The following is a 26,036-nucleotide window of genomic DNA, read 5'->3' as shown; positions in this document are numbered from 1 at the left end:
CGACAGCGCTCTAGACCTTCTGGCAAACCGCCCGGAAGCCTGCCGCCCCGAACCGCACCATATAGTCGCAGGCGGTGTCCAGATCGCCGGAGCGGCACAGTCCGTCCGACAGACGGTCCAGCCGCCCCGTCTCGCCCAGGGTCAGGGTCAGGGCCCCCGACAGATTGTGCCAGGCCCAGTAGAGATCGACCTCGCGTGCCTCGGGCAGCAGGGTGCGGATCAGCTCGATCAACCGGCGGATCGCGGGATCGAAATACCGCGCCATCGTCTCGCCGCCGAAGGTCGGATTGGCATTGGTCTGGGCCACCAGGGCCGCATAGTGTTTCCAGCCCGGCCCACCCTTCAGCGACCACTGAAACGGCGGGTCGAGGAAGGCCCGCAGCAGACCTTCCAGCGTCATCGACCCGGCGTTCGCGAGGGCGTAGCGGTTGATCGCCGCCACGCGCTCGTCGTTCCAGACCTCCGCCCTGCGCAGAAAGACCGCGTCGAACAGGCCGCGTTTCGCCCCGAAATAGTAGTGGACGAGGGCGGTATCCACCCCCGCTTCGCGCGCGACCTCCCGGATGGTGACACCGTAGAAACCGTGCTTGGAAAACAGGTCCTCGGCCGCGTCCAGAATGGCTTCGCGTGTATCGCCGCCCTCCGCCTGGGCCCTGATCTTGGGCGGTCGTCCTCGCCGGGCTGGCGCGGCGGGCGACGGGTCAGGAAGGTCCAGCTTGGTCATCGACGCAAGCTAGCCACGCACGCGGCCCCGGTGCAACGGCGCCACAGCCGCCCTCCGACTTTCTCCTGGCCAGGCGCCGCCGTTTGACACCGGGGGGAAAGGTCGTCACGTTCACGAAAATCATCGAACGCTGAATAAAGGCGTCGGACGGCTGGAAACGAACAACAGGATGGGGTTTCACATGAACAGACTCATGAAGAGCGTGCTGCTGGCCGGGGCGGCTTGGAGCGCCGCGTCGTCGATGGCCATGGCGCAGGACGCCGCGCCGCAGGATGAACAGGCGACGCTGGACGACATCGTCGTCACCGCGCGACGTCGTGACGAACAGCTCAAGGACGTGCCGGTCGCGGTCACTGCACTGACGTCCGAGCAGCTGGAGCGCACGGGGGCGACCGACATCACGGCGCTGCAGCAGCAGACGCCCAATGCCACGGTGCAGATCGCACGCGGCTCGAACTCCACCCTGATCAGCTTCATCCGTGGCGTCGGCCAGCAGGATCCGCTCTGGGGCTTCGAGCCCGGCGTCGGCCTGTATGTCGACGACGTCTATGTCGCGCGGCCGCAGGGTGCCGTGCTCGACATCTTCGACATCGACCGGATCGAGGTCCTCCGCGGACCCCAGGGCACCCTCTATGGCCGGAACACCATCGGCGGGGCGATCAAATATGTGACACGGCGCCTTGGCGACGAGCCCACCCTGATGGCGCGCGGGACGGTCGGCAGCTACAACCAGCGCGACGCCCTGATCCAGGCCTCGAGCCCGCTGGGCGAGACCCTGGCGGCCGGTTTCGCCTTCGCCAAATACGATCGCGACGGCTACGGAACCAACCTGTTCACCGGCGAGGACCAGTACGACAAGGACGTCACCGCCTTCCGCGCCAGCGCGGAATGGACGCCCAGCGACCAGCTGTTCGTGCGCCTGGCCTATGACCGGGTGGTCGACGATTCCAACCCGCGTCACGGCCACCGCGAGGTCAACTCCACAACGGGAGGCTTCACGCCCCCGGCCAGCATCTACGACACCAACGCCGGCATCCGCGGCGACCAGTCGGTCGAGACCGAAGGCACCTCGCTGACGGCCGAATATGTCGTCAACGACATGCTGACCCTGAAGTCGATCAGCGCCTGGCGCAGCGGCGATACCGCCACCGTCATCGACTTCGATGGAACGCCCCAGCCGTTCCTGGACGTTCCGGCCATCTATGCCGACAACCAGTTCACCCAGGAACTGCAGGCCCTGTTCCAGGGCGACAACTGGTCCGGCGTCGCCGGGCTGTACTACCTGGACGGGGAGTCCTCGGGCACGTTCGACACGATCGCGGGCAACCTCGGCCTGGTGATCGCCGCCTCGGGTTATGTGAACACCAAGTCCTTCTCGGCCTTCGCGGATTTCAGCTACGACATCTCCGACCGTCTGCACGCCTCGATCGGCGGGCGCTACACGCGCGACGACAAGGATGCGGGCGTTCAGCGCTTCTTCTATCTGGGGGCCGCCCGCTCGCCCCTGACCGGAGGCACACCGCGCGCCATCTTCGCCACGCGAACCAACTATGTGGCGGAAGAAACGTTCGAGAAGTTCACGCCTCGCGCCAGCCTGTCCTACGACTTCTCCGAGGCCGTGACCGGCTATGCGTCGGTGGGCCAGGGCTTCAAGTCCGGTGGCTGGGACATGCGGGGCGACGCGGCCCTGGTTCCCCAGACCGTCAATGGCTACGATCCCGAAACCGTCACCACCTATGAAATCGGCCTGAAGGGCAGCGCCTTCGACCGTCGCCTGTCCTTCTCCTCGGCGGCCTTCTACTCCGACTTCCAGGACCAGCAGATCACGACCCAGCAGGTCGCGACCCTGCCCGCCGTCGGCGTCGCCTCGGTGGTCGACAACGCCGGTGCCTCGACCATCTATGGCTTCGAGTTCGAAGGTCGGGCCATTCTGACCGACAACATCACCTCGAACGTTTCGATCGGCTATCTGAAGAACGAGTTCGACGAGTTCATCACCCTCGTCACGGGCACGCCGGTCGACATCTCGAACACCCGCGAGCCCCAGAACTCGCCCGAATGGTCGGCCTTCTGGGGCGTGACCTGGTCGGGCCAGCTGGCGGGAGGCGAGCTCAGTGTCACGCCGTCGCTGTCCTACCGTTCGGACTACCATCTGTTCGATGCGCCCGATCCCATCCTGGACCAGGACGCCTATACGCTGGTGGATGTGGCGGCGATCTGGACCGCGCCCAGCGGCCACTATCAGGTCGGCGTATACGGCAAGAACCTGACGGACGAGCAGTACAAGGTCGGCGGCTACAACTTCGCCGGAGCCACCTTCAACAACTCGATCACGGCCTTCTACGGCCCGCCGCGGACCTATTCGGCACAGATCACGGTCCGGTACTAGAGCCTGATCGGCTGAGGTGAGATGGGGCGGCGGTTCTGACGGGCCGCCGCCCTTTTTCTTTGCAGCCCTGATCCGGACGACTACGGTCCGGATCAAGGAACGACGAGTCCACGAGGAAACCCATGACCGACGCAACCGCTGCCGTCCCGGCGAAGGCCGGCTACCGCTACTATGTGCTGGCCATCCTTGTCCTTGTTTACATGCTGAACTTCCTGGATCGGCAGATCATCGGCATCCTCGCTGCGCCGCTGAAAGCGGAGTTCGGCCTGTCGGACAGCCAATTCGGCCTTCTGGGCGGCATCGCCTTCGCGTCCGTGTATTCGACCCTGGCCATTCCGCTCGCCGCGCTCGCTGACAGGACCAGCCGGGTATGGATCATGACCGGTGCCCTGGCAGTCTGGTCCGGATTTACCGCCCTGTGTGGCGTGGCGGGGTCTTTCGGACAGCTGTTCCTGTTCCGGATGGGCGTCGGCGTGGGCGAGGCGGGCGGCGTGGCACCAGCCTATTCCCTGGTCGCAGATTATTTCCCACCCCATCAGCGGGCCCGGGCCCTGGCCGGATTTGCCTTCGGTATTCCCCTGGGCACGGCGGCGGGAACACTGGTCGGCGGACTTCTGGCCGCGAGCTACGGCTGGCGCACGGCGTTCATCGTCGTCGGCCTGCTGGGTCTGCTGATCGCACCGATCCTGCGCCTGACGATCAAGGACCCCGTTCGCGGAGGCACCGATGCGGCGCGTGCAGCGCCCACCGAGGCCGAGCTGGCCGCGCCTGCGGTCATCGCGTCGGAGGGTGTGGGCAAGACCGCTTCGCTGATCCTGCTCGGGCTCGGCGCGGGCTGCCTCGCACTGGCGGCCCTCGACCGGTTCGGCGGCGTCGCCATCGGCAACCCCCTCATTCTGGCCTTCGGAGGCCTCCTGGCCGGGGTCATCGGCATCTCGTTCTGGATCGCGCGCGCGACCGCGTCGGTGGTGCTGCGCAAGCCCAGTTTCTGGCTGCTGGCCCTGGGCGCGGCCTCGTCCTCCGTGTGCGGCTACGGCGTGGCCGGCTGGCTGCCGCTGTTCTTCATGCGCAGCTTCGGCCTCACCCTGACCCAGACCAGCTGGTACTATGCGGGGATCGCCCTGATCGGCGGCATCCTCGGCATCTGGGGCGGGGGAATGATCGCAGACAAGCTGGGCAAGCGTGGCAAGGGGGCCTATCCCCTGACGCCGGCGATCGCGTTCCTGATATCGGCACCCTGCTTCATCCTGGCGATGAACTCGCCCTGGCTGATCGGCCTGTTCCTGCCGGGCGGTGGGTCGAACGCCCAGCAGCTGATCCTGGCCTTCCTGATCTTCCTGGTTCCGACAGGGCTGAATCTGGCGTGGCTGGGACCCATTACGGCGTCGATCCAGCATATCGCCCCGGCTCCGATGCGGTCGACCGCCTCGGCCATCTTTCTCCTGTTCAACAATCTGCTCGGGATCGCCGTCGGCTTCTTCTATTTCGGCTGGATGAGCGATCTTCTGGCGCCCCGTTTCGGAGACGAGAGCCTGCGCTGGGCCATCTATACGGGCATGGGCTTCTATCTGCTGGCGGCCTTCCTGCTGATCGGCGCGTCGCGGACGCTGAAGCGCGACTGGGTGGATTGAGTCCCGCGCGGGCCGCCAGCGTCACAGCCGGCCCGGTCCCGCCGATTTCGACCGGTCTTTCGGCGAGCCATCGCGGCGCAATCGGTGATTTGCGCCACGGCAACGTCATGATGTCGTACTGTCCGGGCTGACGGTCGTGGGCAAACGCGGCGCATGGTTGCACCTGCGAAGGGGCCACGCCTATAAGCGCGACCAACTTCTCCCAGCGATCGCGGCGGTCTTCCCATGAACATCCACGAATATCAGGCCAAGCAGGTCCTGAAGGGCTTTGGTGCGCCGGTCGCCGAGGGCGTGGCCATCACCTCCGCCGACCAGGCCGAGGCCGCCGCCCGTCAGCTGCCCGGACCGCTGTATGTCGTGAAGTCCCAGATCCACGCCGGCGGGCGCGGCAAGGGCCGGTTCAAGGAACTGGGCCCCGACGCCAAGGGCGGCGTGCGCCTCGCCTTCTCGATCGAGGACGTGGTCAGGAACGCGAAAGAGATGCTCGGCAACACCCTGGTCACCGCCCAGACCGGTGAAGCGGGCAAGCAGGTCAACCGGCTGTATATCGAGGACGGTGCCGACATCGCGCGCGAGCTGTACTGCTCGCTGCTGGTCGACCGCGCCCACGGCCGCATCGCCTATGTCGTCTCCACCGAGGGCGGCATGGACATCGAGGCCGTCGCCCACGACACGCCCGAGAAGATCCAGACCATCGTCATCGACCCCGAAACCGGCGTGACCGAGGCCGACGTCGCCGCCATCAACGCCGCCTATGGCCTCTCCGGCGCGGCGGCCGAGGACGGCAAGAGCCTGTTCCCCATCCTGTACAGGGCCTTCACCGAGAAGGACATGGACATGCTGGAGGTGAACCCCCTGATCGTGATGAAGGACGGCCACCTGCGCGTGCTGGACGCCAAGGTCAGTTTCGACGGCAACGCCCTGTTCCGCCATGACGACATGAAGGAACTGCGCGACGAGACCGAGGAAGACGCCAAGGAGATCGAGGCCTCCAAATGGGACCTCGCCTATGTCTCGCTGGACGGCAACATCGGCTGCATGGTCAACGGCGCGGGCCTGGCCATGGCGACGATGGACATCATCAAGCTGTACGGCAAGGAGCCCGCCAACTTCTGCGACGTCGGCGGCGGTGCCGGCAAGGACAAGGTGGCGGCGGCCTTCAAGATCATCACCGCCGATCCGAACGTCCAGGGCATCCTGGTCAACATCTTCGGCGGCATCATGAAGTGCGACGTGATCGCCGAGGGCGTGGTCGCGGCGGTCAAGGAAGTGGGCCTGAAGGTGCCGCTGGTCGTGCGTCTGGAAGGCACCAATGCCGAGCTGGGCAAGAAGATCCTGAACGAGTCGGGCCTGACGATCCAGGCGGCGGACGACCTCGACGACGCAGCGCAGAAGATCGTCGCGGCGGTCGGCTGAGCGACCTGGCGTCACAACCTTGGTGATGTGACGCTTCTCTGGTAGATTGATGGCCAAAGGCTGCCTGCCATCGGAGGGTGCGGATGCGTCGTCGTGTCGTTGCTGGGGTGCTTGCGGTTTTCCTTGTCAGCCCGCCTGTGTTCGCCCAGGTGCCGACCAGTCCCGCGGTGGAATTCGCGAACATTGCCTGTTTGAGTAGCGGTGGCAACGCAGACCAGCTGGCCCGGATCGCCGTCGAAAACCGGTGGGTGCCGCTCTCTGCGGCCGAGGTTGAGGCCCTGCGCAGCGGCACCGTGCTCCCCCGGGGGGCGGTCGGTTATCAGTCTGCCATAGGGCAGGTGTATTTGGCAGCCTACGACCTCACCACCTTGTGCTCGGTGCATGTCCGGGGTGACGTCGAAGCGACTCGTGACAGCCTTGAGCTCTGGTCCATCGGCGGCGAGGCACTCGGCCCTGCGGATTTAGTCCAGCCCAGCATCACCAACCGGTTGGTCACGGCGTGGCGCAACGATTTCTGGGGAGTCGCGAGGGGCGGGGTTGACGCGGTCAATCTGAATTCCGATCCCGACGGCTCCGGCCTCAACATCGAGTTGTCTTTCCCTGTGGCCGGGACGCCTTCACGTCCCGCCCAGCCGTCGATGCCCCGGCAAGGCTAAGCCTGCCTGAGCGGCACGGATTGTGTGCTCCACATAACCCGTGTAACTTGACGGCGTGACCCGCAATCTGACTCTCGCCATCGACGACGACCTGCTCGACAAGGTGCGGGTGCTGGCGGCCATGAAGCGGACCAGCGTCAACGAGATGGTGCGCGGCTTTCTGACCAGCATGGTGCAGCAGGAGGCGTCGAAGGACGAGGCGCGTGAGGCGCTGTTGAAGCTGATCGACGAATCCGAAGGTCGTGGAGGCGAAGGCTGGCGTCCCCCGACCCGGGAAGAGACCTACAGCGGGGAACCTCGGTTTGATCGCGAGTTCTGAGGTCTTTCTCGACACCAACATCCTGCTTTACGCCGCCCTCGGTCGCGATCATGCGGGTCACAGGTGGGAGCGTGCGCGAGAAATCGTTCTGACCGAGGACTATTGCACTTCCGGCCAGGTGCTGGCGGAGTTCTACAACAATGCCACGCGCAAGGGCACGCCGCCGCTATCGTCCGAAAAGGCGCGCGAATGGGTTCGTGCCATCGCATTAAAGCCCTGCCAGCCGGTCACGGCTGAAGTCGTCGTGGCGGGCATCGATCACGCCCGCCGCTATCAGCTGTCCTACTGGGACGGGGCCATCATCGCCGCTGCCGAACGACTGGGGGCGAAAATCCTCTATTCCGAAGACCTCAACCACGGTCAGACCTATGGGTCGGTCCGTGTCGAAAATCCCTTCCTCCCCGCCTGAACACAGAAGCGAGCCGTCATGTCCATCCTCGTCGACAAGACCACGAAAATCATCGTCCAGGGCCTGACCGGCAAGACGGGCGGGTTCCATACCGAACAGGCGCTGGCCTATCACGGAACGCAGATGGTCGCGGGCGTGCACCCGTCCAAGGGCGGCACGAACTGGACCGGATCTCATGGCGAGAGCCTGCCGATCTACGCCTCGGTCGGCGAGGCGAAGGAGGCCACGGGGGCCGATGCGTCCGTGATCTATGTCCCACCTTCGGGCGCGGCGGCCGCCATCATCGAGGCGATCGACGCCGAAATCCCCTTCATCACCTGCATCACCGAGGGCATTCCCGTGCTGGACATGGTCAGGGTCAAGCGGCACCTGGAAGGTTCGAAGTCCCGCCTGCTGGGCCCCAACTGCCCCGGCATCCTGACGCCGGACGAGTGCAAGATCGGCATCATGCCGGGCTCCATCTTCAAGAAGGGCTCGGTCGGCGTCGTGTCGCGCTCGGGCACCCTGACCTATGAAGCCGTGTTCCAGACCACCAATGAGGGTCTGGGCCAGACCACGGCGGTCGGCATCGGCGGCGATCCGGTCAAGGGCACCGAGTTCATCGATGTGCTGGAGATGTTCCTGGCCGACCCGGAGACGACCTCGATCATCATGATCGGCGAGATCGGCGGCGGCGCGGAAGAAGAAGCCGCCCAGTTCCTGATCGACGAGGCGAAGAAGGGCCGCAAGAAGCCGATGGCCGGCTTCATCGCCGGACGCACTGCGCCCAAGGGCCGCACCATGGGCCACGCCGGGGCCGTCGTCAGTGGCGGCAAGGGCGATGCCGAGAGCAAGATCGCGGCGATGGAAGCGGCCGGCATCACCATGTCACCCTCGCCCGCGCGGCTGGGCAAGACGCTGGTGGAAGTCCTGAAGGGCTGATCCTCACCCGCATGGCGGGGCTGGCGGGGGCGGCCCCGGACGCGGCGCGTGGTTCCGCCCCCTCCACCGCTTCGCGGTCCCCCTCCCCCGTTTGCTGCGCTCCGGGGGAGGATAAAAAGTGCCCTTTCGCCCTCCTTCGGTCATGACCCATAAGGAAACAGCGCCTATATCAACCGCGCTGGCCTCACGCGGATGTGACCGCTGATCAACCCCGGGGCCGAAGTCGGGACGACGATACCATGGCGGACGATGCCGGTCGGCTGAATCAGGTCTTTGCCGAGACCAGCTTCCTGTATGGCTCCAACGCCGCCTTCATCGAGGGGCTGCACGACAAATGGGCGGCCGATCCGTCCAGTGTGTCGGCCGAATGGCGGGCCTTCTTCGACCAGTTGAGGGACTCGGCCGCGACGGTCCAGGCGTCCTCGGCCGCCGGCAGCTGGGGCCGGTCCCGGGCGACCGAGCCGAGCGAGGAGACCGGTGTGTTCGACGGCCGCTGGCCCGCCCCCCGGCCCGACCCGAAGGCGAAACCCGCCGCCACCGCACCTGCGTCTCCCGCCGCGACCGGAGCCTCCGCCGAGGAGGTCCGTGCCGCCGCCCATGATTCCATCCGCGTCCTGATGCTGATCCGCAGCTATCGCGTGCGCGGCCACCTGCAGGCGACGCTGGACCCGCTGGGCATAGAAGCCAGGACGAACAATCCCGAACTGACGCCCGAGTTCTACGGCTTCACCGAGGCCGATCTGGACCGGCCCATCTATCTGGACGGGGTCCTGGGCCTGCAGACCGGCACGATCCGCGAGGTCATGGCGATCCTGAAGCGGACCTACTGCGGCAATATCGGCATCCAGTTCATGCATATCGCGGAACCGGAGGAGAAGGCCTGGATCCAGCAGCGGTTCGAGGGCCCGGACGCCTTCGAGAAGAACGGCTTCACCCGGGAAGGCAAGATCGCCATCCTGAACAAGCTGATCGAGGCCGAGGGCTTCGAGCGGTTCCTGCACAAGCGCTTCCCCGGGACCAAGCGGTTCGGCCTGGACGGCGGCGAGGCCATGGTCCCGGCGCTGGAACAGATGATCAAGCGCGGCGGGGCCCTGGGTGTCGACGAGATCGTCATCGGCATGGCCCACCGGGGCCGGCTGAACACGCTCGCGGCCGTGATGGGCAAGCCCTACAAGGCCATCTTCCACGAATTCCAGGGCGGCTCGACCGTGCCCAGCGACATCGAGGGATCGGGCGACGTCAAATACCACATGGGCGCGTCCTCGAACCGCGAGTTCGACGGCAACCACGTCCACCTGTCGCTGACCGCCAACCCGTCGCACCTGGAGATCGTCAACCCGGTCGTTCTGGGCAAGGCGCGGGCGAAGCAGGCGTTCGACATCCGCGAGGCCAATGCCGGCCTGCCCGAGGCCCAGTGGGCGCTGGACCGGTCCAAGGTCATGCCTCTGCTGATCCACGGCGACGCGGCCTTCGCCGGCCAGGGCGTGGTGGCCGAATGCTTCGCCCTGATGGGGCTGAAGGGCTACCGCACCGGCGGGACGATGCATTTCGTCATCAACAACCAGATCGGCTTCACCACCAGCCCGAGGAACAGCCGGTCCAGCCCCTATCCGTCGGACGTGGCCCTGATGGTCCAGGCGCCGATCCTGCACGTCAACGGCGACGATCCGGAAGCGGTCGTCTTCGCCGCCAAGGTCGCGACGGAGTTCCGCCAGAAGTTCAAGAAGGACGTGGTGGTGGACATGTTCTGCTACCGCCGCTTCGGCCACAACGAGGGCGACGACCCGACCTTCACCCAGCCGGTGATGTATTCGAAGATCCGCAGCCTGCCCTCGACCCGCGAAATCTATTCGAAGCGTCTGGTGGAGGAAGGCGTCCTGACCGCCGCCGAGGTCGAGGCCGAGATCGCACGCTTCGAACAGTATCTGGACGAGCAGTTCGAGGCCGGAAAGAGCTTCGTGGCCGACAAGGCCGACTGGCTGGACGGCCAGTGGAAGGGCGTGGGCCTGCCCGACGGCGAGGAGCGGCGCGGCGACACGGCGGTGCCCGAGGCGAGGCTGAAGGACCTCGGCCACCGGCTGACGACCATTCCGAACCACGTCGACATCCACAAGACGCTGAAGCGCGTCGTCGAGGCCCGGCGCGCGACGATCGACAAGGGTGCCGATATCGACTGGGCCACGGCCGAGAGCCTGGCCTTCGCCAGCCTGTTGACCGAGGGCTTCCCGGTGCGCCTGTCGGGTCAGGATTCCGTGCGCGGCACCTTCAGCCAGCGCCACTCCGGCATCGTCGACCAGACCACGGAGGAACGCTATGTTCCGCTGAACAACCTGGGCGGCGACTACCAGCATTTCGAGGTCATCGATTCCGCCCTGTCGGAAGAGGCCGTGCTGGGCTTCGAATACGGCTATGCGCTCAGCGACCCCAACACCCTGGTGATGTGGGAGGCCCAGTTCGGCGACTTCGTGAACGGGGCCCAGGTCGTGATCGACCAGTTCATCAGTTCGGGCGAACGCAAATGGCTGCGGATGTGCGGCCTGACCATGCTGCTGCCCCACGGCTATGAGGGTCAGGGTCCGGAGCATTCCTCGGCCAGGCTGGAGCGGTTCCTGCAGCAGTGCGCCGAAGACAATATGCAGGTCGCCAACTGCACGACCCCGGCCAACTATTTCCACATCCTGCGTCGCCAGATGCACCGGCCGTTCAGGAAGCCGCTGATCATCATGACGCCCAAGAGCCTGCTGCGGCACAAGAAGGCGGTCTCGACCCTTGCGGACATGGCCGAGGGCTCGTCCTTCCACCGCGTCCTGCATGACGACGCCCAGACGCGTCCCGAGGTCTCGGGCATCACCATCAAGGGCGACAAGGACATCCGCCGCGTCGTCCTGTGCTCGGGCAAGGTCTATTACGACCTGCTGGACGCACGCGAGAAGAAGGGCGTCGACGACGTCTATCTGATGCGACTGGAGCAGTTCTATCCGTGGCCGATCAAGTCCCTGTCGACCGAACTGGGCCGCTTCCCCAATGCGGAGCTGGTCTGGTGTCAGGAAGAGCCCAAGAACATGGGCGGCTGGACCTTCGTGGACCCCTGGCTGGAACTGACGCTGGACAAGCTGGACATGAAGTCCAAACGCGCCCGCTACGTCGGACGGCCCGCCTCGGCCTCGACCGCCGCCGGACTGATGAGCCGCCACCTGAAGGAACTCGAGGCCTTCACCTCCGAGGCCTTCGCCTGACTGTCGGCGTCGGGCACCTCCCGCCCGACGCCGTTATCGCCTATATGACCGCCACGCCCTGACGCTGACTGAACGACCGGAAAACTCCCCATGGCCGACATCCTGACCCCCACCCTCGGTGAATCCGTTTCCGAGGCGACCATCGCCAAATGGTCCAAAAAGGTCGGTGACGCGGTCAGGAAGGACGAGACGCTGGTCGAGCTGGAGACCGACAAGGTCTCGCTGGAGGTCGTCTCGCCGACGGACGGCACGCTGGGGGCCATCCACTTCGCAGAGGGCGACACGGTGACCCCGGGCGCGATCCTGGGGGCCGTCACCGAAGGCGCCGCCGACGCTGCCCCCGCACCGGCCGCGGCTGCGCCGACGCCCGCTCCTTCTGCCGCCGCGCCCACGGGCGGCTCGGCCAACACCGGATCGGCCGCCTTCAAGGCCCCGGCGGCCGACGCGCCCCTTTCGCCTTCGGTTCAGCGGATCGTGACCGAGAACAACCTCGACGCCTCGGCCATCGCGCCGACAGGGCCCAAGGGCAACATCACCAAGGGCGATGCCCTGGCCGCCGTCGGTGCCGCGCCGTCCGCCCCGGCCCCGGCCGCGCCGGCGCCGACGCCCGCTCCGGCGGTGGCCGTCGCGCCGCGCGCCGACCAGCCGCGCGAGGAGCGGGTCAAGATGACCCGGCTGCGCCAGACCATCGCGCGCCGGCTGAAGGAATCGCAGAACACCGCCGCCCAGCTGACCACCTTCAACGAAGTGGACATGACCACCGTCATGGCCCTGCGCACCCAGTACAAGGACGCGTTCGAAAAGGCGCACGGCGTGAAGCTGGGCTTCATGAGCTTCTTCACCCGCGCGGTCGTTGCGGCGCTGAAGGAGATCCCGGCCGTCAATGCCGAGATCGACGGCACCGACATCATCTACAAGAACCACTATGACATCGGCGTCGCCGTCGGGACCGAGAAGGGTCTGGTCGTACCGGTGCTGCGCGATGCCGACACCCTGTCACTGGCGGGCATCGAGAAGGGCATTGCCGCGCTCGGCAAGGCCGCCCGCGACGGCGACTTGACGCTGGACCAGCTGCAGGGCGGCACCTTCACCATCACCAATGGCGGCACCTATGGCTCGCTGATGTCGACGCCGATCCTGAACGCGCCGCAGTCCGGAATCCTGGGCATGCACAACATCGTCCAGCGCCCGATGGCGGTGAACGGTCAGGTCGAGATCCGGCCGATGATGTATCTGGCGCTCAGCTACGACCACCGGATCGTCGACGGCAAGGAGGCCGTGACCTTCCTGGTGCGGATCAAGCAGCTGCTGGAAGACCCGGCGCGGGCGCTGCTGGACCTGTGACGGCTTGAACCGACAGCTCATGTCAAGTATCTACATTTTGTAGATATGGGAGCCCCTCGTGGCTGATCCAAAACCGAAAGGCGTTGCCGAAACGGCTCGGGTTTTTGCCCACGGCGGAAGCCAGGCCGTGCGGCTGCCGAAGGCCTATAGGTTCGAGGGCAAGGAGGTGCGCATCCGCAAGGATGGCGACGCCGTCATTCTGGAGCCCATACCGGTACATGTCACGCCGGGGACGCGGGCCGAATGGGACGACTTCTGGGCTCGGCTCGACGCGCTGAGCGACGAACCCTTCCCGGACCCACCACCTCAGACCGTTACGCCGATCAAGACGTGGTGACGCTGGCGCTCGACACCAGTGTGCTGATTGACCTGATGCGCGCGCGGACGCCCCGTGTCGCACGAGCGTATGAGCGCGCTCGCGAATCGGGAAGGCCGATGGTGGTGTCGCCGATCGTCCTCCACGAACTGGTCAGCGGAGCATTGGCCGGGGTGCGGCCGGAGCAGGAGTTGGCCAGGATCGATCATCTCGTCATGCCTCTCAACCTGGTGGAGCTGACGCCGGACGACGCCTTCGTCACAGGTCGCCTCCGAGCGACGCTGCGGGGCATGGGGCGTCCAATCGGCGACCTGGATACCCTCATCGCGGGGCAGGCCCTTGCGCGAGGTTGGGCCGTGGTGACCGGGAACCTGCGTCATTTCGCACTTGTCGAGGGTCTTGCCGTAGCCGACTGGTCTTTTTCCGACGACCCGCTGACGATGGCGGAGCTCGCAGCGCGTCTGCTCGACGAACCTTAGCTGTTCTCGATCGAGCGAAGCACGTTTCGCGTATCCTGTCCGAGGGCCGGTGGCGCGGTGTCGTAGCGGGCGGGCGTCAGAGACATCCGGATTGGCGAGGCGACCGTGCGGACGGGGGCCGACAGGTCGGCGCGCGTTTGCTCCACCTCCAGCGCGCGATGCTTCGCCTGGGGTTCGTCAAAGACCTGGTCGAGGGTGTTGACCGGGCCGCAAGGGACCCCGGCGGGCTCCAGCATCGCCATCAACCCGGCCATGGTCATGCCCCCGGTCATGGCAGAGATCGCGGCGACCAGTTCGGTCCGGTGCTCGATTCGGCCCGCATTGGTGCCATAGCGCGTGTCGGCGGCCAGGGCTTCGGCTCCCAGCACGGCGCACAGGGTCCGGAACTGGCCGTCATTGCCGACGGCGATCACCACCCTCCCGTCAACGCACGGGAAGGGCTGGTAGGGCACGAGATTGGGGTGGGCATTGCCCATGCGCGTCGGGGCGATGCCGGACACGAAGTAGTTCGTCGCCTGGTTGGCCAGCATGGCGGCCTGGACGTCAAACAGGGCGATGTCGATATGCTGGCCCTGTCCGGTGGCCCGGGCATGCAGCAGGGCGGCAAGAATGGCGTTGGAGGCATAGAGGCCCGTCGCCAGATCGACCACGGCGACGCCCACCTTCATCGGCTCGGCCCCGGGCGCACCGTCGGGCTGGCCGGTGACGCTCATCAGCCCGCCCATGGCCTGGATCATATAGTCGTAGCCGGCCTGTTGCGCGCGCGGGCCGGTCTGGCCGAAGCCGGTGATCGAACAATAGACCAGGGCGGGTCGATCCCTGGGCCGGTCCTTCGACAGGGAGGCATAGTCCAGACCGTATTTCGCCAGGCCGCCGACCTTGAAGTTCTCCACGACCACATCGCAGGTCGCGGCCAGCCGCCGGATCGTATCGGCGCCCTCCGCCGAGGCCATGTCCAGCGCGACAGACTTCTTGCCCCGGTTGGCGCACATGAAATAGGCGCTGTCGCCCCGCGATCCGTCGGTCTTGGTCGTAAAGGGCGGGCCCCAGGCGCGGGTGTCGTCACCGACGCCGGGCCGCTCGATCTTGATGACCTCGGCTCCCAGATCGGCCAGCAGCTGGGTGGCCCAGGGCCCCGCCAGCACGCGCGACAGGTCGAGCACGCGGACGCCCGCCAGGGCCTGGGGCATGGGTGTCACGTCAGAGACCGGGATCGAAGGCACCGGCCTCGGCCATGCGCGTCTCGCGGGCGACCTCGGCCCGATAGCCCAGATCGTCGGCCATACGCTTGATCTCGGTCGAGACCGTCGTCCTGTGCAGGGCGGGCACCAGGGCGTGGAGGAAGGCCGCGCCGGACAGTCCCGCGAGCCGGAGCCCGAAGCGCGAGGCGGCGACCGCGTGGTGCAGATAGGTCTCGCCGACCTCGCGAGGATGGTCGACGAACAGGCGGGTCAGGGGCCGGATCATCCGGTCACCCTAGCGTGACGCGCGGCGCGTCACTACCCCGCCCCGACGGAAGGCTTCAGTCCCCGGTCGTGACCGTGACGTCCGCATCGGCTTCCGAGACCGCTTCGGCGGCCTGGTCGAGGGCGTACTGGGCGATCAGGCCATAGGTGATCTGTTGTTCCGGGTCGTTGGCGGCCCACGCACCGTTCTGTGCCATACCGGTCGCGGCGGCCATGGCTCCGTGGACCTCGGGGTCATTCAGGGCGTCGGCGACCAAGGCCTCGACATCGATATTGGCCAGGGCTTCCTGGGCAATAGAACCGGCGTGGCGCGTGATCTCGGCGGTGAAGGCCGAGACCTCGGGCGCGTATTCGGCCCAGATCGCTGCGATCCGCTGCTCGCGCTGGTCGGCGGTCAGGCTTTCATCGGCGGAGACGGCCTCGGCCCGTTCGCCGAAGGCCTCCATGCGGGCCTCGAAGGCCGAGGCCGCAGCCTCGATCGCGGCCTGGGATGCGCCATCGGGATCGCGGGGCATCTCTCCGGCCAGTGCGCTGGACAGCGGCAGGACGGCGAGGGCGGCGGCGAGGGACAGGGCACGGATCATGGTCGGCTCCTTGGGATCTGATGACCTCAAGGTCCGCCGAACGGCGTCGGACCTCAAGTTACTTCGCCGTAAGCCCTCGCCGCGCGGCGGCGCTCAGGCGGCGGGCGTGCCCGCCGGGGCCGACATGACGCCCGCGCGGAGAGTCGCCGGCGCGGTCCGGATCTGGGTCATGATGGTCGCGACGGCCTCGGCCGGGATCATGCCGGGGTTCGCATCGACAAAGGCCTGGAACATCGCCGCGAACGCGTCGGCCTTGACCTGATGAGCGGCCTGGATGGCATCCGCGTCGGCATTGGCCCTGGCGGTATCGGTTCCGGCGGCGGTCCGGGCGGCCTGGAGTTCGCCCTGCATGGCCTCCATGTCCGCGCCGAAGGCGTCGCCCGCGGCGCTGATCTCGGCCTCGGTCGGGACAGCCGTCGCCGCCACCGGGGCGGTCGGTGCAGGGGTTGCAGTCTGGGCCAAGACGGGGCTGGCGAACAGCGCGGCAGCAGCGGCGGCGGCGGTGGCGAGGGACAGCGCACGGATCATGGTCGACTCCTTGGGATCTGATGACCCCAGGGTCCGCCGATTGCCGTCCCGTCTCAAGTTACTTCGCCGTAAGCCGCCCGAGCCGCTCAGCGGGCGGGCGCGTCGACCGGTTCCGTCGCGTCCGGTTCAGCCTCTTCCGCATCATTCATGGCAATCCGGCGCACCAGGGTCTCCGGATCGAGGATGGATCAGCGGGCGTTGCGTTTGGCCAGAACCCGCAGGCGAAGGGCGTTCAGCTTGATGAAGCCGGCGGCATCGTTGTGGTCATAGGCCTGAACGCCTTCCTCGAAAGTGACCAGATCCTGATCGTAGAGGCTGTTGGCGCTCTCGCGGCCGATGACCGAGACATTGCCCTTGTAGAGCTTGATCCGGACCGTGCCCGAGACTTTTTGCTGGCTGTGGTCGATGGCGGCCTGCAGCATCTCGCGCTCCGGCGCGAACCAGAAGCCGTTGTAGATCATCTGGGCGTATTTGACCGCCAGCTCGTCCTTCAGGTGCATCGCCCCGCGATCCAGGGTGATGGACTCGATGCCCCGGTGCGCCGCCAGCAGGATGGTGCCGCCCGGCGTCTCATAGACCCCGCGCGACTTCATGCCGACGTAGCGGTTCTCGACCAGGTCCAGACGGCCGACGCCGTTGTCGTGACCGAGCGCGTTGAGCTTCGTCAGAACAGTGGCGGGCGACATCGCGACGCCGTCGATGGCGACCGCGTCGCCCTTCTCGAAGGTCATGGTGAAGACGTGCGGGGTGTCCGGCGCGTCCTCCGGGCTGATGGTGCGCTGGTGTACGAACTCCGGGGCCTCGACGGCCGGATCCTCCAGCACCTTGCCCTCGGAGGAAGAGTGCAGAAGGTTGGCGTCGACGCTGAACGGGGCCTCCCCGCGCTTGTCCTTGGCGATCGGGATCTGGTTCTTCTCGGCGAAGTCCAGCAGGGCCTCGCGGCTGCGGTATTCCCACTCGCGCCAGGGGGCGATGACTCGGATGTCGGGCTCCAGCGCATAGTAGCCCAGCTCGAACCGGACCTGATCGTTGCCCTTGCCGGTCGCACCGTGACAGACGGCATCGGCACCGACCATGCGGGCGATCTCGATCTGGCGCTTGGCGATCAGGGGCCGGGCGATCGAGGTGCCGAGCAGGTACTGACCTTCATACAGGGCGTTGGCGCGGAACATCGGGAAGACGAAGTCACGCACGAACTCCTCGCGCAGGTCGTCGATGAAGATGTTCTCGGGCTTGATGCCCATCTTCAGGGCCTTTTCCCGTGCCGGGGCCAATTCCTCGCCCTGGCCCAGGTCGGCGGTGAAGGTCACGACCTCGGCATTGTACTCGGTCTGGAGCCACTTCAGGATGATCGAGGTGTCCAGGCCGCCGGAATAGGCCAGGACGACCTTCTTGACGGGTTTGTCGGACGCTTTGGCCATGATGGGATCCTTGAAGAACGATGCGCGGCGGGGATTGGCGGCGCTTAAAGGGCCTCGCGCCGCGCGATGCAAGGGCCGGAATGCGGCGGGGCGGCTGGCGGTCCGGGCGGGCGGCACTATCTGAACAGGACAGCCACCGGATGCCGCCGTGACCGACAACGCTCCTACGCCAGCCCTCAACGACAATGCAGCGGAGGAAACGCCGCCGCGGGTTCTGACCGACGCCGCCCGCCGCGCCCTGGCCGAGGCCGCCGAACGACGCGCCACAGCCGAGGCCGAGGCCCTTCCGGAGGAGCACGGCGGACCCCGCGGACCGGAGCCGACGCGCTACGGCGACTGGGAGAAGAAGGGTCTGGCGATCGACTTCTGATCAGCCCAGGTGACCTGTGCGCTCGATCTGGACCGGGCCGGTCATCAGGACATGACCGGTCCCTTCGTCCCAGTCGATCCGCAGTTCGCCGCCGTCGGCGACCACGGTGGCGCTCCGCCCCGTCAGGCCCCGGCGTGAGGCCGCCACCAGGGCTGCACAGGCCCCCGTCCCGCACGCCCGGGTCAGGCCGGCCCCGCGCTCCCAGACCCTTAGACGGATACGATCCGGCCCCAGCACATGGGCAAAGCCGACGTTCACGCCCTGCGGAAACAGGGGATGGTGCTCGATCATCGACCCCGCGCCGGTGACGAAGACGTCGTCCAGCCGGTCGGTGAAGAAGACGACGTGCGGATTGCCCATGCTGACGGCACCGGGCGTATGCATGACGGGATCGTCGATCGGCCCGATCTGCAGCTCGATGCCGCGCGTATCCATCTCTTCGGCCAGGGGGATGTCTCGCCAGTCCAGCCGGGGCGCGCCCATGTCGACGGTGACCCGGTCAGGCCCCGCACGCCGGGCGATGGTCGTCCCGCCCAGGGTGTCGATGGTGGCGCTGTCGGTGCCGTTGGCCTGCATCAGCATCCAGCCGACGCAGCGCAGCGCATTGCCGCAGGTCTCGACCACGCCGCCGTCGGCATTCCACACGCGCATGAAGGCGTCCGCGCGGTCCGACGGCTCAATGGCGATCAGTTGGTCGAACCCCTCGCCCGTCTGGCGGTTGGCCAGGGCCCGCACCCGGTCGACGTCGGGCGTGAACGGCGTCTCGAACGCATTGACGACGACGAAGTCGTTGCCCGCGCCGTTCATCTTCACGAAAGGGGTAGAGGCCTGCATGCGCTGCATATACCCCCTCTCCCACCGGGTCCCAACCCACTTGCCGCGTGCGGCCTCGCCGCTAAGGTGCCTTGTCCCTCACGGAGCGCCCCGTATGCGTCTATCGTCCGGCCTGTTGCTCGCCACCCTTCTGCCCCTCCTCTCCTTCGCTTCGAGCCCCATGGCCCAGACCGCTTCCGATCGGACCCCGCCCAACCCCCCGCTGGCCGCCGGAGCCTTCGCCACCTCGGACGCGACCGATCCCTGGCTGTGGCTGGAGGAGGTCGATGGCGAACGCGCCATGGCCTGGGTCAACGAACACAACACCCGCTCGCTCGGCGTTCTGCAGGGCGATCCGCGTTACGAGGCCCTGCACGAACAGGCCCTGGCCCTGGTCCAGGCCCGCGACCGCATCCCCGCGCCGGGGTTCACCCACGCGGGCATGATCGACAATTTCTGGCAGGACGCCGACCATGTGCGCGGCGTCTGGCGGCGCACGACGCTGGACAGCTATCGCACCGACGCGCCGGAGTGGCAGACCATCCTCGACATCGACGCCCTGTCGGCGGCCGAGGGCAAGAACTGGGTCTACAAGGGCTCGACCTGCCTGCCGCCCGAGGAGCGGCTGTGTCTGATCTCGCTGTCCGACGGCGGCAAGGACGCGGTCGTGATCCGCGAATTCGACTCCGAGGCCCGCACCTTCGTGGCGGGTGGCTTCGAACTGCCCGAGTCCAAGGGCAGCGTCGCCTGGGTCGATGCCGACACCCTTCTGGTCGCCCGCGACTTCGGACCCGGCACCCTGACGACCTCGGGCTATCCGATGATCGTCAAGCGGCTGAAACGGGGCCAGACCATCGATCAGGCCGAGACGGTCTTCACAGGCCAGCCGTCTGACGTGTCGGTCAGTGGCTATACCCTGCGCGATGCGGACGGGGGCGTGCAGGCCATCCTGATCAACCGCGGCATCAGCTTCTACGAGGGCGAGACCCACCGCCTGAACCCCGACGGCACGACGACGCAGCTGGCCCTGCCGGCCAAGTCGGACATCGACGCCCTGGTCCAGGGCCAGCTGGTGGTCACGATCAAGCAGGACTGGACCGCCCCGTCCGGCCAGACCTTCCAGACCGGCGACGTCGTCGCATGGCCGCTGACCGATTGGCTGATCGACCCGACGACTCAGGCCCGCCTCATCATCCGCCCGACAGAACGCGAGGCGGTCGAGGCAATCACCGCGACCCGCAACCACCTGATCGTTGGCCTGTTCGAGAATGTGCGCGGCGCGGCCTATGTCTATACGCCGGGTCCCGACGGCGACTGGGCCCGCCGCCGTCTGGACCTGCCGCAGAACGCCACGATCGGCCTGGGGTCGGCCTCCGAGATCGACGACCGGGTCTTCGTCAATGTCTCCGGCTATCTGACGCCGCAGAGCCTGTATCTGGCCGACGCGACCAGCGGCGCGGTCGCCCCGGTCAAGGCCCTGCCCGCCAAGTTCGACGCAGACGGCATGACGGTCGATCAGTTCGAGGCCCGTTCCGCCGACGGGACGATGATCCCCTATTTCGTGGTCCACAAAACCGACCTGGCGCTGGACGGATCCAACCCCACGCTGCTGTACGGCTACGGCGGGTTCCAGAGTTCGCTGCTGCCCGGCTATTCGCCGACGGTCGGCAAGCTGTGGCTGGAGCGGGGTGGGGTCTATGTCGTCGCCAATACGCGCGGCGGTGGCGAGTTCGGCCCCAACTGGCACGACGCGGCCCTGCAGGAAAACCGGCAGCGCGCACATGAGGATTTCCAGGCCGTGGCGCTGGACCTGATCGCGCGCAACATCACGTCCCAGCCCCGCCTCGGCATCATGGGCGGGTCCCAGGGCGGGCTGTTCATGGGGGCGATGCTGACCCAGCGGCCGGACCTGATCAATGCCGCCGTCATCCAGGTGCCCCTGTTCGACATGCTGCGCTTCCACCGCCTGCTGGCGGGGGCCTCCTGGATCGCGGAGTACGGCAATCCGGACATCCCTGAGGAACGCGCCTGGATCCAGGCCTATTCGCCGTATCAGAACCTGCGGGCGGGACAGCCCTATCCGGAGGTCTTCATCCACACCTCGACCAAGGACGATCGCGTCCATCCGGGCCATGCACGCAAGGCCGCCGCGCGGCTGGAAGAGCTCGGCTATCCGGTCCTGTTCTACGAGAACACCGACGGCGGCCACGCCGCGGGGGCGAACCTGCAGGAAACCGCCCGCCGGATTGCCCTGGAATACACCTATCTGAGCCGCCGGCTGATGGATCAGCCGGCACAGGAGTAGACCGCCTGATCCTCCCCCGCGTCGCGGGTGAGGATTGAAGCCACGGAGCCCGAAATGCATATCCAGTCGATGATGGCCGCCACGGTGCTCGCCGTGTTTGCCGCCCCCGCCCTGGCACAGACGCCCCCGCCCCACCTCCCGGCCGATCTGTCGCCCGCGGGCGTCCGTGCCGCCGACGATCATCTGGCGCTGGAGGCGGTCGAGGGGACCGAGGCCATGGCCTTCGTCCGGGCCGAGAACGAACGGTCGCTGGCCGCCCTGACCGGCGATCCGCGCTACGAGACCTTCCGCCAGCAGGCCTTCGACATCCTGTCCTCCACCGCCCGCATCCCGACTCCGGCCTTCCTCGGCGACGGTATCGGCAATTTCTGGCAGGACGCGACCAATCCCAAGGGCCTGTGGCGGCGCACGACGCTGGACAGCTATCGCAGCGCGACCCCGGTGTGGGAAACCCTGATCGATGTCGATGCCCTGTCCCGCGCCGAGGGCCGGGACTGGGTCTGGAAGGGCGCGAACTGCCTGGCTCCGGACGAGACTCGCTGCCTGGTTTCCCTTTCGGAAGGCGGCAAGGATGCGGTCGTGGTGCGCGAGTTCGACACCACCACCCGGGCCTTCGTGGACGCAGGGTTCGTCCTGCCCGAGGGCAAGCATCGTCTGGAGTGGCTGGATCGCGACACCCTGCTGGTCGCCACCGACTTCGGGCCGGGAACCCTGACCGAGAGTGGCTATCCCTATATCGTCAAGTCGCTGAAGCGTGGTCAGTCTTTGGCCGAGGCGACGGAGGTGTATCGCGGCGAACAGGGCGATGGCGGCTATGGCGTCAGTCCCGAGGTCTTCCGTGACAAGGACGGTGTGGTCGAGGCCGTCCTGTTCAGTCGGCCGCTGGACACCTTCCGGGCCCAGACCTGGCAATGGGTCGACGGGCGCGCCGTACGGCTGAACCTGCCCGAGCGGGTCGCGGTTCAGGGCACCATGGGGACGCAGCTGATTTTCTCGCTGGAAGAGGCCTGGGCCATCCCCGGCGGCCCCCTGCCCGCGGGCGATCTGGTCGCGGCAAGCCTGACGACGTTGCAACAGCCGGAGATCGTCCGCAGCGACAACGACCCGCAGGTGATCTTCCACCCCGGCCCGCGCCAGTCGCTGCAGGATACGACGGTCATGTCGGACCGGATCGTGTCGGTCGTGTCCGACAACGTCGTCGGCACGCTCAAGGTCTTCACGCCCGACACGACGAACCCCACCCAGATTCGCTGGCACGCGACCGGGATCGACGTTCCGGCCAACAGCGCCGTGGCGCTGGGAGACGCCTCCCGCTCGCGGGGCACGGTGTTCGTGTCGAGCCAGGGCTTCCTGACCCCGCCGACGCTGAGCCTGGCCGACGTCGCGACCGGCGAACTGGACGAGGTCCGGCAGGCCCCGGCTCTGTTCGACGCCTCGACCCACGTCGTCGAACAGTTCGAGGTCGCCTCGACCGACGGCACGATGATCCCCTATTTCGTCGTGCACCCCCGCAATGCGCCCTCCGATGGCTCCACCCCGACCGTGATGTTCGGCTATGGCGGCTTCCAGATCGCCATCCCGCCGGCCTACAAGCCCGAACTGGGCAAGCTGTGGCTGGAGAACGGCGGGGCCTATGTGGTGGCCAACATCCGGGGTGGGGGCGAGTTCGGTCCGGCCTGGCACCAGGCGGCCCTGCGGGAGAACCGGCAACGGGCCTTCGACGACTTCGCCGCCGTGGCCCGCGATCTGTCCGCGCGCGGCATCGCCTCTGCCCGGCACCTGGGCATCTATGGCCGGTCGAACGGCGGCGTCCTGACCTCGGTCTCGATAACCCAGCACCCTGAGCTGTTCAATGCGGCGGTGATCGAAAGCCCGCTGATCGACATGCTGCGCTATCCGGACCTGCCGGCCGGGGCGTCCTGGATCGGCGAATACGGCGATCCGCGCATCCCCGGCGATGCCGCCTTCATCGCCCGCTATTCCGCCTATCAGCAGCTGCGGCCCGAGACGGACTATCCGCGCGTCTACATCACCACCAACACCCGCGACGACCGCGTCCATCCCGGCCATGCGAGGAAGTTCGCGGCCCGGCTGGGCGATCAGGGCCACGATCACCTCTATTACGAGGAGACCTCGGGCGGGCATTCGAACGACGCCGACCCGGTCGCCAATGCCCGGCGGTGGGCCCGCCACTATGTCTATCTGAGCCAGCAGCTGATGGACTGAATTTGGTCCTCCCTCGTCGCTCGGCGGACGAGGACGGGTTCACGCGATTATGAGGCGCGGTCCCGGATGCTTCCGGTTAGGACTCCGCCCCATGAACACACGGGGCTTCATCGTCGCAGCGGTCGCCGCCCTGATCTGTGGGGGCGCGGTCGAGTCGGCTGCCCGGCCGGCCGCTCCACATCCTGCAGTCCGCAATGTCCGCGCAGCCGAGCCGGTGGTGGTCGAGCTGTTCACCGCCCAGGGCTGTTCCGGCTGCACCGGGGCCAATCGCGTGGTGGAGACGCTGGCGGAGACGCCCGGCGTGATCGCCCTGACCTGGTCGGTCGACTACTGGGACTATCTGGGCTGGGCCGACACCTTCGCCCGGCCGGAGTTCGCCCAGCGCCAACGGGCCTATCAGGCGGCCCTGCGGCTGCGTGGCGTCTATACGCCCCAGGTCGTGATCGACGGCCGGCGTCAGGTCTCAGGCGTCGATGCCGACGCCGTTCAGGACGCGGTCGACGAGGAGGCCACCCGCCGCATCTTCCCGCCCGAGGTCCAGTTCCGCGAAGGCGGCGAGGCGGTCGGCATCGGCAGCGGACGGGTACCGGCCGGCGGCGCCGACGTCTGGGCCATCACCTATCGGCCCGGCCGCCAGGACGTCAGCGTCTCCGGCGGCGATAACCGGGGCCAGGTCATCGGCTCGGTCAATGTGGTCCGGAGCCTGACCCGGCTGGGGGCCTGGCGCGGCCAGCCCATCCTTCTGACCCTGCCCACCCTCGCCGATGCCCAGGACCGGACCGTGGTCCTGGTGCAGGCGCGCGCAGATCGTCGCATCCTGACGGCGGCGATACGTCAGGACTGAACACCCCGGCGGTGAATCAGGCTCCAGAGCAGCGGCGTCGCGGCCTCGAACCGTCCAGGTCTTGGCGAATCCATCAGTTTCGGTCAGTGTCCGCGGTCACGAGAACGGCGCAATCCGGACAGGGTCGCCGCTCGGATATCGCTTTTGGGGAAGGCGAGGATGGAACAACGCATGGATCGATCCGGTCGGGGGAATTCGGGGCGGTTCATCGCGTTTGCCATCGCCCTGGCCGCGACATCGATCGCCGCCCCGGCCGGGTCGCAGATCCGGTCGGGGCCTGGCGAGCCTTTCGACCTCGACGCCGAAGCCCGCGCCATCAGCCAGATCGTCACGGCCGCAGAGGTAGCGGACTGGGCGCGCGACCGGCGTGACGCCGAGGCCATGCTGGTGGCGTCCCGCATGATGGGCGAAGTCCGCAATCGTTCCCAATCGGGCGATGCGCCGTTCCTGACCTCCGCCGTTCTGCTGCAGGAGGCCGAGACCCTGGCCGCGGACGATCCCGACATCCTCGAGCGGGTCCGGCGCCAGCAATCGCCGAACAAGGGCGTGCGATCCTCGCCCTTCGGCCCCGGCCCCATCGTGCTGGTGCGTCGGCTGCGCGCGCGCGAGACCTACAGCTTCACGGTGGAGGCGCGTCGCAACGAGGTCCTGCGGGTGGCCGCCATCGGCGACGGAGACACCAATATCGACCTGACGATCCGCGACGCCGAGGGCGTGGTTCTGTGCAACGACGGATCGCGCGATCACTATCCCGTCTGCACCCTGAGCCATCCCCGGCCGGGCACGCTCAGGGTCGAGGTCGTCAATCGTGGCGGGGTCTGGTCGCGCGTCCAGATCCTGACGAACTGACCTCAGGCCTGCTCGTCGGCGTCGTCCGATTGCGGGGCCCAGTCCGGGTGATCGACGTCCTCGCCCCGCGCCTTGGCTTCCTTCTTCGCCAGTTTCGCGGCGGCCTTGCGCGCGGCCTTCTCGGCATCCGCCTTGTCCCGTTCCATGCGCTCGAAGCCGTAGTTGGGTTTGCGGGCCATGGGAGTCCTCTTCGGGCGCTGACGCGCGTCCCGGACCGGATCCGGGAGTTGCTACCTGGGCGCCGGATGGCGCGGTCCGTACAATGTGGGGCGCACCGGGCGTTCAGTCCACTGCGATGATGTCTACAGCCTGTCCGGCGACCACCGCTTCGTCCCCGACGCGTTTGCCGGTCAGGGCCCTGGCCAGGGGTGAGACATGACTGACCGAGCCGTTGGCGGGATCCGCCTGGTCCTCGCCGACGATGCGCCAGGTCTGGGTGCGACCGTCCTCGCGCTCGATGGTGACCGATCCACCGAACCGCACCCGGCCGTCGACTTCGGTCTCGACGACCTGGGCACTGGCGCGTCGTGCGGACCAGTAGCGCAGATCGCGCGTCGCCCGGGCCATGGCCGTCCGGTCCGCCTCGATCGAGCCCGAGGCCTGGGCCGCACCATAGGCCGCACGGGCCTCGGCCAGGGCATGCTCGATCGCCGCGAGGCCTTCAGGCGTCACAAGATTGGCGTGCGGCGAGACGGGGCGGTCGGGCAGATCGGCGGCCGTGGCCTCCAGATCCTCCTCGCGGGTGAAGGCGACGCTCATGATCATCCCAGCGTATGGGGGACACGGACGT

Annotated in this window: 25 protein-coding genes; 16 read left to right on the top strand and 9 right to left on the bottom strand. The window is 67.3% G+C overall.

The genetic code is table 11. The annotated features are described in order from the left end of the window. Nucleotides 1–10: 10 nt before the first annotated feature. Complete coding sequence (locus tag O3139_RS02015) at nucleotides 11–724, bottom strand: TetR/AcrR family transcriptional regulator (RefSeq protein WP_269515233.1); 714 nt, start codon at nucleotides 722–724, stop codon at nucleotides 11–13. A 181-nt stretch (nucleotides 725–905) separates the two neighbouring features. Between O3139_RS02015 and O3139_RS02010 the strand changes: the two genes are divergently transcribed. The 11 genes from O3139_RS02010 (at nucleotide 906) to O3139_RS01960 (ending at nucleotide 13,840) form a co-directional block, all read left to right on the top strand. Continuing rightward, nucleotides 906–3,113, top strand: a complete 2,208-nt coding sequence (locus tag O3139_RS02010; protein ID WP_269515232.1) for a TonB-dependent receptor — start codon at nucleotides 906–908, stop codon at nucleotides 3,111–3,113. A 122-nt stretch (nucleotides 3,114–3,235) separates the two neighbouring features. Further along, the gene (locus O3139_RS02005; protein ID WP_269515231.1) at nucleotides 3,236–4,744 is read left to right on the top strand and encodes a spinster family MFS transporter; all 1,509 of its coding nucleotides are present in this window, start codon (nucleotides 3,236–3,238) and stop codon (nucleotides 4,742–4,744) included. Between the two features lie 225 nt (nucleotides 4,745–4,969). Next, nucleotides 4,970–6,160 (top strand): ADP-forming succinate--CoA ligase subunit beta, encoded by a 1,191-nt coding sequence (gene sucC, locus O3139_RS02000; protein ID WP_269515230.1) that lies wholly within the window; start codon nucleotides 4,970–4,972, stop codon nucleotides 6,158–6,160. 83 nt (nucleotides 6,161–6,243) lie between these two features. Beyond that, nucleotides 6,244–6,816, top strand: coding sequence for a hypothetical protein (locus O3139_RS01995; protein ID WP_269515229.1), 573 nt, complete (start codon nucleotides 6,244–6,246; stop codon nucleotides 6,814–6,816). A 55-nt stretch (nucleotides 6,817–6,871) separates the two neighbouring features. After that, nucleotides 6,872–7,135, top strand: coding sequence for a DUF6364 family protein (locus O3139_RS01990; protein WP_269515228.1), 264 nt, complete (start codon nucleotides 6,872–6,874; stop codon nucleotides 7,133–7,135). Next, nucleotides 7,119–7,544: a PIN domain-containing protein gene (locus O3139_RS01985; protein WP_269515227.1), complete on the top strand. Its 426-nt coding sequence runs from the start codon at nucleotides 7,119–7,121 to the stop codon at nucleotides 7,542–7,544. Before O3139_RS01990 ends, O3139_RS01985 begins: the two co-directional genes overlap by 17 nt. A gap of 18 nt (nucleotides 7,545–7,562) precedes the next feature. Further along, nucleotides 7,563–8,465 (top strand): succinate--CoA ligase subunit alpha, encoded by a 903-nt coding sequence (gene sucD, locus O3139_RS01980; RefSeq protein ID WP_269515226.1) that lies wholly within the window; start codon nucleotides 7,563–7,565, stop codon nucleotides 8,463–8,465. 239 nt (nucleotides 8,466–8,704) lie between these two features. Then, entirely contained in the window at nucleotides 8,705–11,701 is a 2,997-nt protein-coding gene (locus tag O3139_RS01975) for a 2-oxoglutarate dehydrogenase E1 component (RefSeq protein WP_269515225.1), read from the top strand. Between the two features lie 90 nt (nucleotides 11,702–11,791). Beyond that, on the top strand, nucleotides 11,792–13,045 hold the full coding sequence (gene odhB, locus O3139_RS01970; RefSeq protein ID WP_269515224.1) for a 2-oxoglutarate dehydrogenase complex dihydrolipoyllysine-residue succinyltransferase: 1,254 nt from the start codon (nucleotides 11,792–11,794) through the stop codon (nucleotides 13,043–13,045). A gap of 58 nt (nucleotides 13,046–13,103) precedes the next feature. Beyond that, on the top strand, nucleotides 13,104–13,382 hold the full coding sequence (locus tag O3139_RS01965; RefSeq protein WP_269515223.1) for an antitoxin: 279 nt from the start codon (nucleotides 13,104–13,106) through the stop codon (nucleotides 13,380–13,382). Then, nucleotides 13,376–13,840: a PIN domain-containing protein gene (locus O3139_RS01960; protein ID WP_269515222.1), complete on the top strand. Its 465-nt coding sequence runs from the start codon at nucleotides 13,376–13,378 to the stop codon at nucleotides 13,838–13,840. The genes O3139_RS01965 and O3139_RS01960 overlap by 7 nt, the downstream gene beginning before the upstream one ends. Here the strand turns inward: O3139_RS01960 and O3139_RS01955 are convergent. From O3139_RS01955 to O3139_RS01935, 5 genes are all read right to left on the bottom strand, one after another. Continuing rightward, nucleotides 13,837–15,030 carry a CaiB/BaiF CoA transferase family protein gene (locus O3139_RS01955; RefSeq protein ID WP_269515221.1) on the bottom strand — a complete coding sequence of 398 codons (1,194 nt, stop codon included), beginning with the start codon at nucleotides 15,028–15,030 and terminating at the stop codon, nucleotides 13,837–13,839. The genes O3139_RS01960 and O3139_RS01955 overlap by 4 nt on opposite strands. 10 nt (nucleotides 15,031–15,040) lie before the next feature. Next, the gene (locus O3139_RS01950) at nucleotides 15,041–15,307 is read right to left on the bottom strand and encodes a DUF6356 family protein (protein ID WP_269515220.1); all 267 of its coding nucleotides are present in this window, start codon (nucleotides 15,305–15,307) and stop codon (nucleotides 15,041–15,043) included. A gap of 55 nt (nucleotides 15,308–15,362) precedes the next feature. Further along, entirely contained in the window at nucleotides 15,363–15,890 is a 528-nt protein-coding gene (locus O3139_RS01945) for a hypothetical protein (protein ID WP_269515219.1), read from the bottom strand. A gap of 93 nt (nucleotides 15,891–15,983) precedes the next feature. Then, the gene (locus tag O3139_RS01940) at nucleotides 15,984–16,418 is read right to left on the bottom strand and encodes a hypothetical protein (RefSeq protein ID WP_269515218.1); all 435 of its coding nucleotides are present in this window, start codon (nucleotides 16,416–16,418) and stop codon (nucleotides 15,984–15,986) included. A gap of 188 nt (nucleotides 16,419–16,606) precedes the next feature. Further along, complete coding sequence (locus tag O3139_RS01935; RefSeq protein WP_269515217.1) at nucleotides 16,607–17,839, bottom strand: argininosuccinate synthase; 1,233 nt, start codon at nucleotides 17,837–17,839, stop codon at nucleotides 16,607–16,609. A 148-nt stretch (nucleotides 17,840–17,987) separates the two neighbouring features. Between O3139_RS01935 and O3139_RS01930 the strand changes: the two genes are divergently transcribed. Next, a complete protein-coding gene (locus O3139_RS01930) occupies nucleotides 17,988–18,209 on the top strand; it encodes a DUF1674 domain-containing protein (RefSeq protein ID WP_269515216.1) in 222 nt (73 codons plus the stop codon). Here the strand turns inward: O3139_RS01930 and dapF are convergent, their stop codons facing one another. Next, a complete protein-coding gene (gene dapF, locus O3139_RS01925; protein ID WP_269516514.1) occupies nucleotides 18,210–19,043 on the bottom strand; it encodes a diaminopimelate epimerase in 834 nt (277 codons plus the stop codon). A 94-nt stretch (nucleotides 19,044–19,137) separates the two neighbouring features. Here dapF and O3139_RS01920 point away from each other — a divergent pair, with 94 nt between their 5' ends. The 4 genes from O3139_RS01920 to O3139_RS01905 all read left to right on the top strand — a co-directional run bounded on the left by O3139_RS01920 (nucleotide 19,138) and on the right by O3139_RS01905 (nucleotide 25,246). After that, on the top strand, nucleotides 19,138–21,327 hold the full coding sequence (locus O3139_RS01920; protein ID WP_420022332.1) for a prolyl oligopeptidase family serine peptidase: 2,190 nt from the start codon (nucleotides 19,138–19,140) through the stop codon (nucleotides 21,325–21,327). Between the two features lie 54 nt (nucleotides 21,328–21,381). Continuing rightward, the gene (locus tag O3139_RS01915) at nucleotides 21,382–23,553 is read left to right on the top strand and encodes a prolyl oligopeptidase family serine peptidase (protein ID WP_269515214.1); all 2,172 of its coding nucleotides are present in this window, start codon (nucleotides 21,382–21,384) and stop codon (nucleotides 23,551–23,553) included. Between the two features lie 91 nt (nucleotides 23,554–23,644). Next, on the top strand, nucleotides 23,645–24,397 hold the full coding sequence (locus tag O3139_RS01910) for a DUF1223 domain-containing protein (RefSeq protein ID WP_269515212.1): 753 nt from the start codon (nucleotides 23,645–23,647) through the stop codon (nucleotides 24,395–24,397). Between the two features lie 171 nt (nucleotides 24,398–24,568). Beyond that, nucleotides 24,569–25,246, top strand: a complete 678-nt coding sequence (locus tag O3139_RS01905; protein ID WP_269515211.1) for a hypothetical protein — start codon at nucleotides 24,569–24,571, stop codon at nucleotides 25,244–25,246. A gap of 2 nt (nucleotides 25,247–25,248) precedes the next feature. Here O3139_RS01905 and O3139_RS01900 read toward each other — a convergent pair whose 3' ends face one another. Both O3139_RS01900 and greA read right to left on the bottom strand, forming a co-directional pair. Beyond that, the gene (locus tag O3139_RS01900; RefSeq protein WP_269515210.1) at nucleotides 25,249–25,425 is read right to left on the bottom strand and encodes a hypothetical protein; all 177 of its coding nucleotides are present in this window, start codon (nucleotides 25,423–25,425) and stop codon (nucleotides 25,249–25,251) included. A 103-nt stretch (nucleotides 25,426–25,528) separates the two neighbouring features. After that, on the bottom strand, nucleotides 25,529–26,005 hold the full coding sequence (greA, locus tag O3139_RS01895; RefSeq protein WP_269515209.1) for a transcription elongation factor GreA: 477 nt from the start codon (nucleotides 26,003–26,005) through the stop codon (nucleotides 25,529–25,531). Nucleotides 26,006–26,036: the final 31 nt, after the last annotated feature.

This window comes from Brevundimonas subvibrioides, from assembly GCF_027271155.1.
GTDB lineage: Bacteria > Pseudomonadota > Alphaproteobacteria > Caulobacterales > Caulobacteraceae > Brevundimonas > Brevundimonas subvibrioides_D.
The sequence above is the reverse complement of the archived record's forward strand: the minus strand, read 5'-3'. Positions and strand labels throughout refer to the sequence as shown.

Coding starts and splice junctions, on each gene's coding strand:
- O3139_RS02015 (WP_269515233.1), bottom strand. CDS start 724: ATGACCAAGCTGGACCTTCCTGACCCGTCGCCCGCCGCGCCAGCCCGG.
- O3139_RS02010 (WP_269515232.1), top strand. CDS start 906: ATGAACAGACTCATGAAGAGCGTGCTGCTGGCCGGGGCGGCTTGGAGC.
- O3139_RS02005 (WP_269515231.1), top strand. CDS start 3,236: ATGACCGACGCAACCGCTGCCGTCCCGGCGAAGGCCGGCTACCGCTAC.
- sucC (WP_269515230.1), top strand. CDS start 4,970: ATGAACATCCACGAATATCAGGCCAAGCAGGTCCTGAAGGGCTTTGGT.
- O3139_RS01995 (WP_269515229.1), top strand. CDS start 6,244: ATGCGTCGTCGTGTCGTTGCTGGGGTGCTTGCGGTTTTCCTTGTCAGC.
- sucD (WP_269515226.1), top strand. CDS start 7,563: ATGTCCATCCTCGTCGACAAGACCACGAAAATCATCGTCCAGGGCCTG.
- O3139_RS01975 (WP_269515225.1), top strand. CDS start 8,705: ATGGCGGACGATGCCGGTCGGCTGAATCAGGTCTTTGCCGAGACCAGC.
- odhB (WP_269515224.1), top strand. CDS start 11,792: ATGGCCGACATCCTGACCCCCACCCTCGGTGAATCCGTTTCCGAGGCG.
- O3139_RS01955 (WP_269515221.1), bottom strand. CDS start 15,030: ATGCCCCAGGCCCTGGCGGGCGTCCGCGTGCTCGACCTGTCGCGCGTG.
- O3139_RS01950 (WP_269515220.1), bottom strand. CDS start 15,307: ATGATCCGGCCCCTGACCCGCCTGTTCGTCGACCATCCTCGCGAGGTC.
- O3139_RS01945 (WP_269515219.1), bottom strand. CDS start 15,890: ATGATCCGTGCCCTGTCCCTCGCCGCCGCCCTCGCCGTCCTGCCGCTG.
- O3139_RS01940 (WP_269515218.1), bottom strand. CDS start 16,418: ATGATCCGTGCGCTGTCCCTCGCCACCGCCGCCGCCGCTGCTGCCGCG.
- O3139_RS01935 (WP_269515217.1), bottom strand. CDS start 17,839: ATGGCCAAAGCGTCCGACAAACCCGTCAAGAAGGTCGTCCTGGCCTAT.
- dapF (WP_269516514.1), bottom strand. CDS start 19,043: ATGCAGGCCTCTACCCCTTTCGTGAAGATGAACGGCGCGGGCAACGAC.
- O3139_RS01920 (WP_420022332.1), top strand. CDS start 19,138: ATGCGTCTATCGTCCGGCCTGTTGCTCGCCACCCTTCTGCCCCTCCTC.
- O3139_RS01915 (WP_269515214.1), top strand. CDS start 21,382: ATGCATATCCAGTCGATGATGGCCGCCACGGTGCTCGCCGTGTTTGCC.
- O3139_RS01910 (WP_269515212.1), top strand. CDS start 23,645: ATGAACACACGGGGCTTCATCGTCGCAGCGGTCGCCGCCCTGATCTGT.
- O3139_RS01905 (WP_269515211.1), top strand. CDS start 24,569: ATGGATCGATCCGGTCGGGGGAATTCGGGGCGGTTCATCGCGTTTGCC.
- O3139_RS01900 (WP_269515210.1), bottom strand. CDS start 25,425: ATGGCCCGCAAACCCAACTACGGCTTCGAGCGCATGGAACGGGACAAG.
- greA (WP_269515209.1), bottom strand. CDS start 26,005: ATGAGCGTCGCCTTCACCCGCGAGGAGGATCTGGAGGCCACGGCCGCC.